This is a genomic window from Caballeronia sp. LZ043 (assembly GCF_031451075.1).
GTDB lineage: Bacteria > Pseudomonadota > Gammaproteobacteria > Burkholderiales > Burkholderiaceae > Caballeronia.
The window spans coordinates 719795-735009 of sequence record NZ_JARUXT010000003.1 but is presented as its reverse complement, the minus strand read 5'-3'; the positions used below and the strand labels follow the sequence as shown (position 1 = coordinate 735009).

Below are 15215 nucleotides of genomic sequence, written 5' to 3'. Positions count from 1 at the left end.
GCGGCGCCCGTGAATCAGCGCACGCCCGCGCCGATCACGCCACCCGCCGCCGCGCCCGCGACCGTGCCGATCGGCCCGCCCGTGACCAGATAGCCGAGCGCGCCGCCCGCTGCGGCGCCCACGCCCGCGTGGGCCTGCTGGCGCGAGACGGCGCAAGCCGCGAGGCTCGAAACGAGCGCTGTTGCGGCAGCCAGCTTGAGAGTCGTGACGAGGATCCGTTTCATGATCATCTTCCTTGTGTTGTCGTTGTGATGTGTTGTCGTTGTCTGCCCCAGTACGTCGCGGGGCGCCGTGCTGCATGCAGTCGAGCCGATCATAAAAGCCCGCAAGAGCACCTTTCAACGCGATTTACGTCCGGTTACGGCGGTTACGAAGCGCGCTGCATGCCGTAATCGGTGTAACGAAACTCGCGGGCACGCAAGGCAGCGGGCGTCGACCACGCAGGCCCGACGCAGCCCGCACGCATCGCCGGAAGCCAGCGGTTGCGTAAGGTAGAATCGACCCCATCTTCAAGGCATTCGTACGCGTCCCTGCCCGTCTCGCGGGAACGCTTCCCGAACCGTTTCACGCGCGCGAGCGCATCCGCTGGCACTCTTTTTCGCATGAACACCGATCGCAACGACGCCCCGGCCCCCTCCAATTTCATTCGCAACATCATCGAAGACGACAACCGCTCCGGCAAATGGTCGCAGCGGGTCGAGACGCGCTTTCCGCCCGAGCCGAACGGCTATCTGCATATCGGCCATGCGAAGAGCATCTGCGTGAACTTCGGCCTTGCCGCGCAATACGGCGGCGTGTGCCATCTGCGCTTCGACGACACGAATCCGGAGAAGGAAAGCGTCGAGTACGTGGATTCCATCATCGACGCCGTCGAATGGCTCGGTTTCGAATGGAACAAGGACGGCCGCGAGCACAAGTACTTCGCGAGCGACTACTACGACAAGCTGTACGAATACGCCGAGATGCTCATCAAGAAGGGCCAGGCGTATGTCGACAGCCAGACCGCCGAAGAGATGCGCGCCACGCGCGGCTCGGCCACCGAGGCCGGCATCAATTCGCCGTACCGCGACCGCACGCCCGACGAGAACCTCGACCTGTTCCGCCGCATGAAGGCGGGCGAGTTCAAGGAAGGCGAGCACGTGCTGCGCGCGAAGATCGACATGGCCTCGCCGAACTTCAACATGCGCGACCCGGTGATCTACCGCATCCGTTTCGCGCATCACTACCGGACCGGCGACACCTGGTGCATCTACCCGATGTACGACTACGCGCACTGCGTCTCGGATGCGATCGAGAACATCACGCACTCGCTGTGCACGCTGGAGTTCGAGGATCACCGTCCGCTGTACGACTGGTTCCTCGCGCAGCTCGCCGACGACGGCGTGTTCCAGCGCCCGCTGCCGCAACAGATCGAGTTCTCGCGCCTGAACCTGACCTACGCGATCACCAGCAAGCGCAAGCTGCTGCAACTCGTGCAGGAGAATCACGTCGAGGGCTGGGACGATCCGCGCATGCCGACCATCGTCGGCGTGCGGCGGCGCGGCTTCACGCCGGAAAGCATCCGGCTGATGGTGGAGCGCGTCGGCGTGACCAAGGTGGATTCGTGGATCGACATGAGCGTGCTGGAAGGCGCGCTGCGCGACGATCTCGACGAGAAAGCCCCGCGCGCGATCGCCGTGCTCGACCCGCTCAAGCTCATCATCGACAACTATCCGGAAGGCCAGAGCGAAGCATGCAGCGCGCCGGTGCATCCGCATCATCCGGAGCGCGGCGTGCGCTCGTTCCCGTTCTCGCGTGAGCTGTGGATCGAGCGCGAGGACTTCCAGGAAACGCCGCCGAAGGGCTATTTCCGGCTCTTCCCGGGCAACAAGGTGCGCCTGAAATACGGCTTCGTGGTGGAGTGCACGGGCGCGGACAAGGACGAGCACGGCAACGTGACCGCCGTGCACTGCAACTACTTCCCGGACAGCCGCTCGGGCACCGAAGGCGCGAACAACTACAAGGTCAAGGGCACGATCCACTGGGTCAGCGCGGCGACCGCGTACGCGGCCGAAGTGCGTCTCTACGATCGCCTGTTCAAGGAGCCGCAGCCCGGCGCGGGCGGCGCGGAGTTCCTGGACGCGCTCAATCCGGACTCGAAGCGTGTGGTGAACGCGTACCTCGAACCGAGCGCGCGCGATGCCAACGCCGAAGACCGCTTCCAGTTCGAACGGCATGGCTATTTCGTCGCGGACCGCGTGGATTCGCAGCCGGGCAAGCCGGTGTTCAACCGCATCGTCAGCCTGCGCGACAGCTGGGGCAAGCCGGCCTGACGGGCTCGCCTCTTGGAGAAAAAGTATATAAAGCGCCGCGTGGCCACGCGGCGCTGCTGTAGCCGGTTCCAGTCGTCGCACGCCGCTTCTTACGAGGACATCATGAAGCTGCCGCATGCCTTCGCGCCCGGGTTCCGGGCGCATCGAAGCGCCGCCCTCGCCTGCCTGATCCTGCTCGCCTGCGCCCGCGCGCAGGCCACGAGCACCGCGGAGACGACCCGCGCCAACGCCGCCGTGGACCAGCTGCCGCCTTCCGCCACGCTGCGCAAGATCGCCGAGAATGGCGCGATCGTGCTGGGCACGCGCGAGTCGTCGGTGCCGTTTTCGTACACGGTCAGGCAGCAGCCGGTGGGCTACTCGTATGCGATCGCGCTCAGGATCGTCGATGAACTGAGGAAGCGGCTCGACATGCCGAACCTCGCGGTGAAGAACGTGATGGTTACTTCGGCCAACCGCATCTCGTACGTGGTGAACAACCAGGTCGACCTGGAATGCGGCTCCACCGCGCATGTCGCCGACCGCGAACCGCTGGTGGCGTTCTCGAACAGCTTCTTCCAGTACGGCATCCGCATGGCGGTGAAGAAGAAGTCGGGCATCCGCGATTACACCGATCTCGCCAACAAGACGGTCGCGACCACCGCCGGCACGTCCGATGAACGCATGCTGCGGCAGATGAGCATCGACCGGAAGCTGAACCTGCGCATCATCAGCGCGCGCGATCACGCCGAGGCCTTCGCCGCGCTGCGCTCCGACCGCGCCGTGGCCTTCGTCATGGACGACCCGCTGCTGTACGGCAAGATCGCGCAGGAAGGCAATGCGCGCGGCGAGTATCTCGTGACCGGCGCGTCGCTGGCGAACGAGGCCTATGGCTGCATGATGAGAAAGGGCGATCCGGTGTTCAAGAAGATCGTCGACGACGTGATCGCCGGCATGCAGCGCTCCGGCGAAGCGGCCAAGCTCTATGACACCTGGTTCATGAGCCCGATTCCCCCGGACGGCGTGAACCTCCAGTTCCCGATGTCGCCGGAAATGAAGCTGCTCTTCGAGCATCCCAACGACCGCATACTCGACTGATCAAAGCGTCTCGTGCAGGTCCGCGAGCGACAGCGTGGTCTGGAACAGACGCGCGAGGCTGCGGCTCGCGAAGCGGTCGACATCGGCCGGACTGACCCAGCGGTACGCATCCATTTCGGGGATCATCGTGCCGTCGCTGTAGCGCGGAAAGTACGATTCGCACACGCAGTTTTCGAGCTGCACCTCGTCGTCGCCGACGCGCACGGCAAACAGATGCAGGTCCTTGTCGCGGCGATACAGAAAGCGCCCGAGATCCTTCAGCCGCTCCGGCGCCAGCACGATGCCGGTTTCCTCGACGAGCTCGCGCAACGCGGCCTCGCGCGGGCTCTCGCCGGGATCGGACGCGCCCTTGGGCACGTCCCAGTGCGTGGTTTCGGTGGCGTGGCACAGCAGCACGTCGCCCTGCGCGTTCAGCATGACCACGCCGCATGACACGGTGCGGTGGGTCATCGGATGATTACGCTTCGGTTTGTTCTTCTGCTTGCCCGGTTCATCGCGCCTTCACTGCTTCTTCAGCTTCCACTTGCCGTCGCTGGCCTTGCAGGCGGTCGGCGTCCAGGTCTGGGTCTGCCCTTTCGCGTGCGCGACCAGTTCGATCTTGCGGCACTTCATGCCGTCGGACTCGAAGCTGCTCTGCGGCGTCACCGTGCCGTTGATCGGCACCGTATTGCCGGCGCCCTTGTTGTCCCAGTCGAGCGATTCGCCGTCCTGCTTGGTCTCCAGCGCCTTCTGCGCGGCTTTGTTGAGCGCCTGCAGGTCGCGCTGCTTCATGTAGGTGATCGGCGTGTTGTTCAGGAAGCCGAGGTTGGCGGCTTGTGCCGTGCCGCTTGCGATGATGCATGCGGCCGCCAGCGTCAGGCTCGTCAGGAGCGGCACGCGAGCCGTGGCTCGGGATGGATTCGGCATTGGGTTCTCCTCGTCGCGGATGAGTATGGCCGCCTGCACGTCCACGCGCACGTGCAACCACAGCGGCAACGGCGATACACCAACGTCAGCCCGCGAGAGCGGGCCGCAACGAGAATAGCATGATGCGCGGCGTTCAGCCGCCGCACGGGGCGGGATAGTGCGCTGGTGCGCTGGATCGAGGCCCGGCCCGCCGCTCAGTTCGACACCGACTTCATCTCGCCGATGCCCGTCCCCTTCTGCGAGTCCTTGTCCTTCGCGGGATCGTAGCCGTCGGTCAGCGTGCCGAGGAACGCCACGACATCCTTGATCTCGGCTTCGTCGAGCGCCGGCTTGTCGCCCTTCTTGCGGTCGAAAGGCGGCTCGGTGTTGATGTTGTCCCAGTACTTCTTCGGCAGGTCGTCGAACTTATGCACCGCGCCTGTCCTCGACACCGGATAGAACTTTTCCGGATTCGTATCGCGCTCGACGTAGAAGCGCACCACGTCGTCGAGCTTGTGATAGATGCCGTTGTGGAAGAAGGTCTTGCGCGTCGCGACGTTGCGCAGCGACGGCGTGCGGAAGATGCCGCAGTACTCGTCCTGTCCTTTGAGATCGGTGCGTTCCGGGCCGCACGCGCCGAGATCGTGATACTTCGGGTTGCGGTTGATCGGCAATGCGCGATTGCGCGGTACGCCGAGCGCGATCAGACCGAAGTCGCTGAACTGCGGCGGCGAGCCGTCCTTCGCGCGCGTGCTGATGTGACAGGCCGCGCAGTTGCCCTTGCTCTCGTCGTTGAAGAGTTGCAGGCCGCGCATCTCGGCGTCGTTGAGCTTCGCGCGGCCGGCGAGGAACGCGTCGTACTTGCTCGTGTACGGATAGAAGCGCTCGGGGCTCTGCTCGAAGGTCTCCAGCGCGACCAGCACCGCGGCGAAGGCCCGCTCATCGTTCTGGAAGACATCGGCGCCGAAGGCCTGGTGGAATGCGTCTGCATAAGGCGAGGCCTTCACCGCCGCCGCGACCTTCGCCGGCGTGCTGCCCATTTCGAACGACGACAACAGCGGAATGCGCGCCTGATCCGCGCCGTGATCCACGCGGCCGTCCCAGGTGAGGCCGCCGGTGGGACCGGCATCGACGCTTTCGTCGCCTTCGTCGTCCGAATCGTGGAAGTGCCGCGTGAAGGCCGGCACACTCTGCAGATACTTGAGCGAGGGCACCGCGCGAATGCCCGTCTGGTGCATGTCGCTGCCGCCCAGCTGCACCGAGAGCGCATTGGGCGGACCGAACGCGTGCTGCGGGCTGTGACACGACGCGCAGGCGAGCTTGCCCGAGCCGGACAGCGAGGGATCGAAGAACAGCTTCTCGCCGAGCGCGGTCATCTGCTTGACGTGGGCGAAGACTTCGGCGCGCGACTGGGGTTGCGCCGCGACTTTGACGACGGCGCCCGCTTGTGCGCCCTTGCCTGAACTGGCGGCTGCCGCGTTAGTGCCCGTGTTGATGTCGGCTGCATGGGAATCGCAGCCGCTGAGCGCCGCGGACAATGCGGCAAGGGCGAGCGAACAGAGAACGAAAGGCAAACGCATCGAAGACATGGGCTTGGAAAAGCGAATTTGAAAGATGCCGAAGCGTATGTCCAACGTGTGTCTTTCATGTGACAGCGCTGTCTCCCCTGTTGCGCCTGCGTCTCCACCCGAAATTTATTCATTGCAGATTACGCAACCGAAAGCCTTATTACATGTTCGCGTCAAAACGACTTGCCACACTGCGCACGCCGGCGGGCAAAGGCTTTCAAAACTGACCAAGCTTGCGTCACGCGCCGGTCCCCAACACAAGAGAGATTCCTCAATGAACAAGAAACTCGTATGCGCGGTGCCGCTGGCGGCCACCGTTGCATTCGGCCTCTACGCTTGCGGCGGCGATGACCATCACGACGACATTTCCTCGGTGAAGAACGTCGTGGTGATCTATGCGGAGAACCGCAGCTTCGACAACCTGTACGGCCACTTCCCGGGCGCGAACGGCCTGCAGAACGTGACGACGGCGAACTCGCAGCAGCTCGACCGCGACGGCAGCGTGCTGGCGACGCTGCCGACGATCTGGACCGGCCTGACGGCGACGGGCGTGACGCCGGCAATCACCGCGGCGATGACGACGAACCTGCCGAACGCACCCTTCGCGATCGATGATCCGAAGGGCTTCAACACGGCGCTCAACGTGACGACGCGGGATCTGTATCACCGCTTCTATGAGAACCAGATGCAGATCGACGGCGGCAAGAACGACAAGTTCGTTGCCTGGGGCGATTCGGGCGCGCTGGTGATGGGTCACTACGACACGCCGCCTGAGAAGCTGCCGCTCTACAAGATCGCACAGCAATACACGCTGGCGGACAACTTCTTCATGGGCGCGTTCGGCGGTTCGTTCCTGAACCACCAGTGGCTGATCTGCGCCTGTACGCCGGTCTACCCGAATGCGGACACGAGCGTGGCGAAGGGCTCGATCTCGTCGGTGAATCCGGACGGCGTGTCGTTGAAACTGGCGAAGGCCGCGGGCTCGGCGCTCGATGCCAACACGTCGGGCCTGTTCGTGAACTCGGGCAACCTGACGCCCGACTTCTACGCGGTCAACACGATGCAGCCGCCGTATCAGCCGAGCGGCAACAAGCCGGCTGCAGGCGGCGACGCAAACCTCGCGGATCCGACCGCAGCAACGACGCTGCCGCCGCAGACGCAGCAGCACATCGGCGATCTGCTGAACAAGGCCAACGTGAGCTGGGCGTGGTACGGCGGTTCGTGGGGCGCGGCGCTGGCGGACCGTTCGGTCATCAATGGCGCGGTCAACGTGGTGCCTGACTTCCAGACCCACCATCAGCCGTTCAACTACTTCGCCGACCTTGCGCCGGGCACGACCAACCGCACGCAGCACTTGCTGGACGGCGGCACCAACGGTGCCGAGTTCATCAAGGCGATCGACGCGGGCACGCTGCCGCAAGTGTCGTTCTACAAGCCGCAGGGCAACCTGAACGAGCACGCCGGTTATACCGACGTGGCGTCGGGCGACCAGCACATCGCCGACCTGATCAGCCATCTGCAGAAGAGCCCGCAGTGGAAGAACATGGTCGTCGTCGTGACCTACGACGAGAACGGCGGCTTCTGGGATCACGTCGCGCCGCCGAAGGGCGACCGCTGGGGTCCAGGCACGCGCATTCCGGCGCTGATCGTGTCGCCGTATTCGAAGAAGAGCTTCGTCGATCACACTCAATACGACACGACGTCGATCCTGCGCTTCATCACCAAGCGCTTCAACCTGCCGTCGCTGCCGGGCCTGACCTCGCGTGACGCTGCGTTGACGGCGAACGGTGCAGCGAAGATGGGCGACCTGACCAACGCGCTCGACTTCTCGCAGTAAGCCTTTTAGCAGCGTTGTAATTAAACGGGCCGCGGTCGTTTGACCGCGGCCCGTTGCGTTTTTTGCTTGGCAGCGCGATGCGCTCCGTGTCAGGCGCCCGCGAAGAGCGTCGCCAGATCGTTGCCGCGCGCGGTCCCGGCCTGCGCAAGCACGCGCGATTCGAGCTCGTCGATATGCAGACGCATCGTCGCGAGCGCTGCTTCCAGATTGCCGGCTTCGAGGGCATCGACGAGCTGCTCGTGTTCGTCCGATGCGCAGTTGGACACCTTCGACGGATCGAACAGCGCCTTGTACAGCTCGGTCTTCGCGACCAGCTTCGACAGGAACGCCTGCACCTCGGGCGCGTTCGCGAGTTCCGCCAGCAGCACGTGGAAGCACCCCGCAAGACGCACGCATTCTTCCACGCTGCCCGCCTTCACCGCCCGCTGCTCGGCCTTGACGTGAGCGCGCAGCGCGCGCTTCGCCTGGGTGCCCAGCGCGCCGCACAGCGATGCGACGATGCCCGCCTCCACCACCTGCCGCGCGCGATAGGCCGCGCGGATATCGGCCACCGTCGGCGACGGCACGAACGCGCCGCGGTTCACTTCCAACGTCAGCTTGCCTTCCGCGCCGAGGCGCGCCAGCACCTTGCGGATCGTGCCGCGCGTGCAGCCAAAGGCGGCGGCCAATTCGCGCTCGACCAGTTGCGCGCCCGGCGCGAGCTTGCCCTGCAGCAGCGCGGAGGTGATCGCCGCGTGGACGCGTGTCTCGGGCGCGGGCGGATTCGCGGCGGGATCTGTTTCCGGTTGGGTAGTACTTGCGGCCATGGTGCCTGCGATGTGCCTTCGATGCCTGGATTGTCCTGCATTGTAACGAGTGCTTGCGCCGGCGCACGAATCCGCTGTATCAGCCCATGCGCATATTTGGTTGACCAAAAATTGATAAAATGGTCAACCAAAAGAACGATTCACCGAGGGCTGCCCCATGGAAACATCGACATGCATTGCGCAATGAAGCCGCGCACGCCGGACCTCGCGTGGCTCGTGGTGATCGTCGTGATCGGACTGAACCTGCGGCCGCTGCTCACCTCGATCAGCCCGCTGATGAGCGTGATCCTGCCTGCGACGGGACTGTCGTTTCGCGGGGCGTCGCTGCTCACCGGCTTGCCGGTCGTGGCGATGGGCGTGTGCGCATTCGGCGCGAGCGCGCTCGCCCGGGCGGTCGGCAACGCGCGCGGCGTGGCGCTCGGGCTGGTTGCGATCGCGGCGGCTTGCGCGGGACGCTGGTTCGCGGGCAACGCGACGGCGCTGATCGTCAGCGCGGCGGTCGCGGGTACGGGCGTCGCGGTGATCCAGGCGCTATTGCCGGGCGTCATGAAGACGCGTTTTGCTGCGCGCCTGCCGTTTGCGATGGGTCTCTATTCCGCCTCGATCATGGCGGGCGGCGGGCTCGGCGCAAGCATCACGCCGGGCGTGGCGTCACGCGTGTCGTGGCAGGACGGGCTCGCGGTCTGGGCGCTTCCCGCGCTCGTCGCGCTGGCCGTCTGGCTGACGCTGATGCGCGCCGATGCGTTGCCGCGCCATTCTTCGACGCAGCGTGCCGCGGACGCGCCGTCGCTGTTTCTCAACCGCCGCGCGTGGACGCTCGGCGTCTTCTTCGGGCTCGTCAACGGCGGATATACCAGTCTCGTCGCATGGATGCCCGCGTATTACCAGCAACTCGGCCAAAGCGTGAGCGCAAGCGGCGCGCTGCTCGCGCTGCTGACCGTTTTCCAGGCGTCATCGGCACTGCTCCTGCCGATGGCCGCCGCGCGCTTCGGACACTGGTTCGGGCATGCGAAGGATCGTCGGCCGTGGCTTGCGCTGGGGCTCATCGCGCAGTTGGGCGGCTTCGCGTTGCTGCTGCTCGCACCGCTTGCCGCGCCCGTTGCGGCGGTTGCGCTGATGGGCGGCGGACTGGGCGGCGTGTTCGCGCTGTCCCTTGTCCTGACGCTCGATCACGCCGACGATCACGCGCTCGCCGCGCGGCTCGTCGCTTTCGTGCAGGGCGTGGGCTTCGTGATCGCGGCGCTGGCGCCGGTCGTGGCGGGCGTCGTGCGCGATCTGAGCGGGGGCTTCTCGATGACGTGGATGATGCTGTCCGCGAGCCTCGTCGCGATGCTGGCGCTCAGTGGCGTGTTCGGACCGTCGGGGTATGCGCGTGCGATGCGGCCAGCCATCAACGCACGGCGTGGCAGGCGAAATATTCGTCGAGCAGATCGGTCATCTGCCACACCGGACACGGACGGCGGCAGTGGCCGTCGTAACCCGCTTCCTTGAGCAGCGCGATGGGCTCCTCCGGGAGGAAGCCGCTCATCGCGACGATCAGGCGGTCTGCGTCGTCGGCGGCCGTGCGGAGTTCGCGCACGAGCGCGTAGTTGGCGCTGCCGCCGACGCGCGTGTCCAGCAACAGCACGTGCGGACGCCATTCGGCGATGCTGTGTTTGACCGTGGCGGCGTCCAGCGCCAGTTGCGACGGAAAACCCTTCAGTTCGAACAGCGACACCAGCGAGGCGCCCAGCACGCGTTCCGGCAAGGCAAGCAGCACACGCCGCGCTTCCGGGCGCAGGCGTGTTTGCTTGCGGTTCCAGCGCGAGCATTGGGACGGGCTGGTTTCGTAGGCGCGGTTGTTCAAGGGGTTGGTCCTTGGGCGGTTCTTTTTTCGGTTTGCTTGCGGGCGGTTGATTTGTATCCATCACCGGTGCGGCGCATTGCGCGCCATGTTGGCGCGCGTGTGCACCGCGTGTGGGCGGTAGGGTTGGTTAGTCCGGACGTGCAAAACCCGCCGCTCCCTTGCTCGGCAGGGTCGCGGGGTCGATGCCCGACAGAACACCAGGAGAGGTAGGGCAGGAACTGCGCCAAGTGGGGTGCATGAAGCCGGATCAGCGTCGATGTCGCGCGGGTGCGAGCAGCTGTCGGTGAATGATTGATGTGCAAATCGCGGGGGAGGCACCGCCCCCTCCTGACGGCTTGGACTTTTCCGCCTTAATGCAAGCTTGGCGAGGTGATTGCTGCACCACAGTTCGAATACGCCGGCGTCAGGTCACCGCAGCGCGTGGGATTCAATGTTGAGCGCAGTCGACTGACGACTAATGGATCAAGAATAGGTTACTACTGTAACAATTTACTGGTCGGGATCTATTTGCTTTTACCACTTGGACTCCTCTCCGTCCTCATCGAGGATGAAGATTGCTGTTTCAGATCTCATCCAGTCGAATAAAAATTTGAGATCAATCTCGATGCTTGGGGGGTGAGCACCAACCTCCAGGAAGATATTTTCTTCCTTAAAAAATATGCGGACATCATAGTTCCACTTCAGCTGGCCGTTTTCCTCAGTTCCACGCATCCGGTAGACAGAATCCTTCTGATCGAGGAATGTAGGAAGGATTTGTATTTGACGTTCAATATCTTTCCTATGCTCTGCATACCAGTGCACATCATGGAAGGATAAGAACAATTCAGCAGACAAGGCTAATCTCCATGATTTCGTCCTGAAACAGCAGGAAAATCCTGTGGGTTTCGAAGTCCTATATGAGCCGCAGCTGAGTACTGCGTTACAACAGTCAGCCCATCGTCTGCAAGTTCAGTCGTTCCCGGCTCGCCGTGTTTTCCTACAGATTTGTGGGCATGGGCGTTGTTTCCAGATTTATGCGGTCCACTTTGCGCATTTCCATAGGCATGTATTTGGACCTCTGATCCATCCGAATGACGCCAGCGCTGATTCCGAGGATTCAACGGATTCGTTCGGATAAATCCAGCGTCCTGCAATATCTGCTGGATTCTCCCAACAGACCATCCACGTAATGCGGGAAGCCTCTCGACTGCATCACCACATGCAAGCCCAAGCGGATCGATCCACCCGAGCGGGTTCGGCGCGAACTGGTAAGGATTCGTCCCGCCAAGCAATCCAATCGGGTCTTGCGATATGAAACTGCCGGTTTGGGAATCGAAGTATCTGTGCCGGTTGTAATGCAACTCCGACTCTTCGTCGAAGTACTGGCCCTGCAACCGGATCGGCTGCTCGATGCGCTGCGTCCCGACATGATCGACCCTACCCGTGACGCCGTAGTGTACCTCCCATATGATCTCGCCGTCTGCGTTGCGCAGGCATACCGGCGCGCCGTTCGGGTCGTTTTGGTAGAAGTAAAGATGCTTCGATGAGGCGGACTTTGTCTGCATCGCCAGGGGCTCGAAGCTGCCCAGGTGGTAGGCATAGAAGCGTGCTGTGTCGTGTTTGTTCGAAGCGCTCCGTACCTCACCCGCCATCGCATCGCCGTCCCACAGGAACCAGGTTTGCGAACCGTGCTGGCTATGTTTTCCATGCCACGCCTCGGTCGCCCGCTTGCCGATGCGCCGTCCCAGCGCGTCATAGCGATACGCCCAGCGCTCGTTGTGCGTGTTCTCGAAGCCCACCAACCTCCCGAACGCATCCCACTCGAAGTGCTGCACACCCTGTCCGCCGCCTTGGCGTATCACCATCTGGCCCGCCGCGTCCAGTAGCCAGCGCGCGCCATCGTTGTGCTGCAGTTCTCGTCCGCGTTCGTCGTCACGTACGACCTTGAAGCGGTCTCCGTGGGCGTCGTAGGCGAAATACTTCAGCCGCCCAATCGGATCGGTATGCGCCACAATGCGCCCGAGCGGGTCGTAGCTGAATTGATCGCTGCCTGAGCGGCTGTCGCGGCGTTCAATCAGATTGCCGCTGATGTCATAGCGAAAGTTAGTTTCATCGTCGTGCAAGCCTGCGCCGCGGGTTGCATGACGCGCCAGGCGTCCTGCGTGGTCATATTCGTAGACGTGTTCGAGGCTTCCGGTGAACTGTGTACGAGCCAGCCGTCCCGCAATATCGCGCGTGAAGCGGATCGGTGCGTTGTCGTCGATCTGGATGGACTGCGGCGCACCCAGCGCGTCATACGTGTACGTGAGCGTCTGCTCGAACACGGAATCGGCTGTTTGCAGCTTGCGCGTCTGCTCGATCAGACGCCCCGCCGCGTCGTAGGCATACGCGAGCGTTCCCGTCGCGTCGACGTGCTGTTGCAACTCCATCAGCAGTTGCCCATCGGGGTCATAGGCGCGCTTGACTATGCCGTTTGCATTGCTTGCGCGGATCAACTGGCCGCGTTTGTCGTACGCGAATGCTTCGCTTTGATCGCTGCCTGCAACCGCACGCCGTACGATGCGCCCCAACGGATCGCACGACACCGTAAGCACCTGCCCCAACGGATCGATACTCTGCGTCAGATGCCCCGCCGGATCGTAGGCGTAGCGGCGCGAGCGCTTGTCATAGCCGATTTCCTCGATCAGCCGTCCCACCGCATCGCGCTTCAGATGCCACGTTTCGCCCCGCGCATTGATCACGCCAACCAGTTGTTCTTCCGTGTTGTAGCGATAGTGCGTGACGCTGCCATTGGCGTCGATGCGGCTCACCAACTGGCCCTGTCCAAAGAAGCTGAAACGCGTGATGTGGCCCGCTTCATCGGTGTACTGCGTGAGGTTGTCTTCTGCGTCGTATTTGCAGTACACCAGGCGATACCCCGGCAGCATGAAGGCCGTAAGTCGCCCCTTGGCGTCCCATTTATAGGTGGCGGTTTCCTCGCCCGGCGCTTGCCGCTCGATCAGCTTGCCGCGTGCATCGTGCTTCAGACGCGTGGTGCGTCCGAGCGGATCGGTCAATCCGACCAGATAACCCAACGGGTCATAGTCGAGGGTCGTGACCTGTTGGGCGGCGTTGCGCACCCGAACCAATTGACCGCGTGGGTCATAAGCGAATGCGGTGACAAGGCCCGAAGGCGTAGTCTGCGCAACGAGATTACCGCGCGTGTCCCATGCCTGTTTCCACTGGCCGCCTTCGGGATCGGTGATCTGAACCGGGCGCTGTTCATCGTCGTATTGGGTGCGCGTCGCGCTGCGATTCGGCAACGTGTGCGTCAGCAGATTGCCGCACAGATCGTATTCCCACGTGGTCCTGTTTCCTGCAGGGTCCACTGCTGCAACCGTGCGTCCCAGCCCGTCATAGCGATAACTGGACATGCCACCCAACTGATCGATCAGCATGACCGGCAACCCGCGTTGATCGCATTGCAGGCGCATGAGTCCGCCCAGCGAATCGGTGATGCGCGTTTCGCGATAGGTCAGGTCATAGTCGAAGCGATAGTCATGAAGACCGCCATCGCCCCATGCGTGATCGACGCGCCACAGACCGTCGTCATGCATTTGATGCGAGTAGTAAAACGACAGACCATTGCGATCCGTATGCCGCACCATGACGTGCTCGCCGGCATAGCCGAAGCTGTAGGGATGATCGAGCGCATCGTGGACCGCGATCAGATCGCTGCGCGCATTCTGCTCATAGCGCACCAGCGGCCAGCGTTGGCCTTGCGCGTCGTGCAATGTCACCCTGCCGATGCAGCCGGGCACATCGCCCGCAGCGCAGTGCACGATGCGGCCCGTCGCGGCATCGCCCGACCATTCGATGAAGCGCAGTGCGCCTTCACTGGGTAACTCGATACGCCACGCATTGCCGTTCAGATCGTTGAATTGCGTAAGCCACGACTGGAGCGGTTGCTGCGGATTGGCGGCAAGCGCCTGTTCGCGCCATTGCTCGGGCATCGCGAAGCGGTGTTCGATGCCTTCCCGACTTCGCACGATCAAACGCGTGCCGTCGAGATAGAGCGCATACCCTCCGACGCCTTCGATGATCCGCGCACCCCAGCCTTCATCCGCTGGCATCTGATCGAAGCACACCCATTTGTCAGGGAAGCAGACGATGCTGCCGATTCCGCCATCGTGCTCGAAGAGTTCGATGCGGATATCAGCAGGCGACTGCCAGCCGCAGCCCACTGCGCCCAGACGGGTGTCGTGACTTGCGTAACGACGGTTCCACACGAGCGGCAGCCGTCCCGGCACGGTGAAATCGTGCTGCTGCACCACGACCTCACCCGTGATGCCGTTGACCGGTTCGCCAAAGACCCATCTGGCGACCAGACTGACGAAGTTGCCCCATCGTCCGTTGCCCACGCGATCCTGAATCGCCCTGGACACGTGGCAGGCACGCGACGGTTTGGACAGGCCATGGGAGAAGGCTGCACGCATCGCCATGCCCGCGAGCGCCGCGATGCTGGGCACGGGCGGACCGCCCACCAGCACCGGACGGGATGCCGGAATCGGCAGCATGATCGAGGTGGGCAGCGACATGCTTCCACGCCGGGTGTGCTCACTGTTGTGTGACAGCGAAAGCATGCCCGTGAACCAGCAGGTCAGCGCGGGCAGCACCGCATAGGCCATAGGATCACCGTTGGCCTGCACGGTCATGCTGCCGAGGAAGGCCTCGCCGTTACCCGCGGGCTTGGGCGCATCAGAGCCAGTAAAGACACCGCCGATCGGAAAATGCAGCCCAGGCAGATGCATGGTCTGCGTGCCGGCGGTCGAGCGCATCAGGCCGTTGATCCAGATCGGACCACCGCCACCGCCGGCAGTCACCGCAGCGGCCATCGCGCCCGCCGCGACCGCCGCCGCGCTCACACTG

At 63.5% G+C, this 15215-nt stretch carries 12 protein-coding genes; 4 read left to right on the top strand and 8 right to left on the bottom strand.

Annotation, left to right across the window (positions count from 1 at the left end; all coding sequences use genetic code 11):
* Window positions 1–14: 14 nt before the first annotated feature.
* On the bottom strand, window positions 15–224 hold the full coding sequence (locus QCE64_RS23470) for an ornithine carbamoyltransferase (RefSeq protein WP_309808993.1): 210 nt from the start codon (window positions 222–224) through the stop codon (window positions 15–17).
* A gap of 378 nt (window positions 225–602) precedes the next feature.
* Between QCE64_RS23470 and QCE64_RS23465 the strand changes: the two genes are divergently transcribed.
* Complete coding sequence (locus QCE64_RS23465) at window positions 603–2312, top strand: glutamine--tRNA ligase/YqeY domain fusion protein (protein WP_309917246.1); 1710 nt, start codon at window positions 603–605, stop codon at window positions 2310–2312.
* Between the two features lie 102 nt (window positions 2313–2414).
* Window positions 2415–3386 carry a transporter substrate-binding domain-containing protein gene (locus tag QCE64_RS23460; protein ID WP_309930422.1) on the top strand — a complete coding sequence of 324 codons (972 nt, stop codon included), beginning with the start codon at window positions 2415–2417 and terminating at the stop codon, window positions 3384–3386.
* Here QCE64_RS23460 and QCE64_RS23455 read toward each other — a convergent pair whose 3' ends face one another.
* From QCE64_RS23455 to QCE64_RS23445, 3 genes are all read right to left on the bottom strand, one after another.
* Window positions 3387–3836: an NUDIX hydrolase gene (locus QCE64_RS23455; protein ID WP_309808998.1), complete on the bottom strand. Its 450-nt coding sequence runs from the start codon at window positions 3834–3836 to the stop codon at window positions 3387–3389. It lies immediately after the preceding gene.
* 51 nt (window positions 3837–3887) lie between these two features.
* Window positions 3888–4292 (bottom strand): RT0821/Lpp0805 family surface protein, encoded by a 405-nt coding sequence (locus QCE64_RS23450; RefSeq protein ID WP_309930423.1) that lies wholly within the window; start codon window positions 4290–4292, stop codon window positions 3888–3890.
* 194 nt (window positions 4293–4486) lie between these two features.
* Window positions 4487–5860 carry a cytochrome c peroxidase gene (locus QCE64_RS23445; protein ID WP_310006500.1) on the bottom strand — a complete coding sequence of 458 codons (1374 nt, stop codon included), beginning with the start codon at window positions 5858–5860 and terminating at the stop codon, window positions 4487–4489.
* Window positions 5861–6113: 253 nt separating this feature from the next.
* On the opposite strand from QCE64_RS23445, the gene QCE64_RS23440 reads away from it, so the two are divergent.
* Complete coding sequence (locus QCE64_RS23440; RefSeq protein WP_310006498.1) at window positions 6114–7676, top strand: acid phosphatase; 1563 nt, start codon at window positions 6114–6116, stop codon at window positions 7674–7676.
* 89 nt (window positions 7677–7765) lie between these two features.
* Here QCE64_RS23440 and QCE64_RS23435 read toward each other — a convergent pair whose 3' ends face one another.
* Complete coding sequence (locus tag QCE64_RS23435) at window positions 7766–8482, bottom strand: GntR family transcriptional regulator (RefSeq protein WP_309917256.1); 717 nt, start codon at window positions 8480–8482, stop codon at window positions 7766–7768.
* Window positions 8483–8665: 183 nt separating this feature from the next.
* On the opposite strand from QCE64_RS23435, the gene QCE64_RS23430 reads away from it, so the two are divergent.
* Window positions 8666–9973, top strand: a complete 1308-nt coding sequence (locus QCE64_RS23430; RefSeq protein WP_310006496.1) for a cyanate transporter — start codon at window positions 8666–8668, stop codon at window positions 9971–9973.
* Here QCE64_RS23430 and QCE64_RS23425 read toward each other — a convergent pair.
* The 3 genes from QCE64_RS23425 to QCE64_RS23415 all read right to left on the bottom strand — a co-directional run bounded on the left by QCE64_RS23425 (window position 9873) and on the right by QCE64_RS23415 (window position 15181).
* A complete protein-coding gene (locus tag QCE64_RS23425) occupies window positions 9873–10328 on the bottom strand; it encodes a hypothetical protein (protein ID WP_309930429.1) in 456 nt (151 codons plus the stop codon). The two genes, QCE64_RS23430 and QCE64_RS23425, sit on opposite strands and share 101 nt — an antisense overlap.
* A gap of 513 nt (window positions 10329–10841) precedes the next feature.
* Window positions 10842–11162 carry a hypothetical protein gene (locus tag QCE64_RS23420; protein ID WP_309930430.1) on the bottom strand — a complete coding sequence of 107 codons (321 nt, stop codon included), beginning with the start codon at window positions 11160–11162 and terminating at the stop codon, window positions 10842–10844.
* A gap of 2 nt (window positions 11163–11164) precedes the next feature.
* On the bottom strand, window positions 11165–15181 hold the full coding sequence (locus tag QCE64_RS23415) for an RHS repeat-associated core domain-containing protein (RefSeq protein WP_310006494.1): 4017 nt from the start codon (window positions 15179–15181) through the stop codon (window positions 11165–11167).
* Window positions 15182–15215 lie beyond the last annotated feature (34 nt).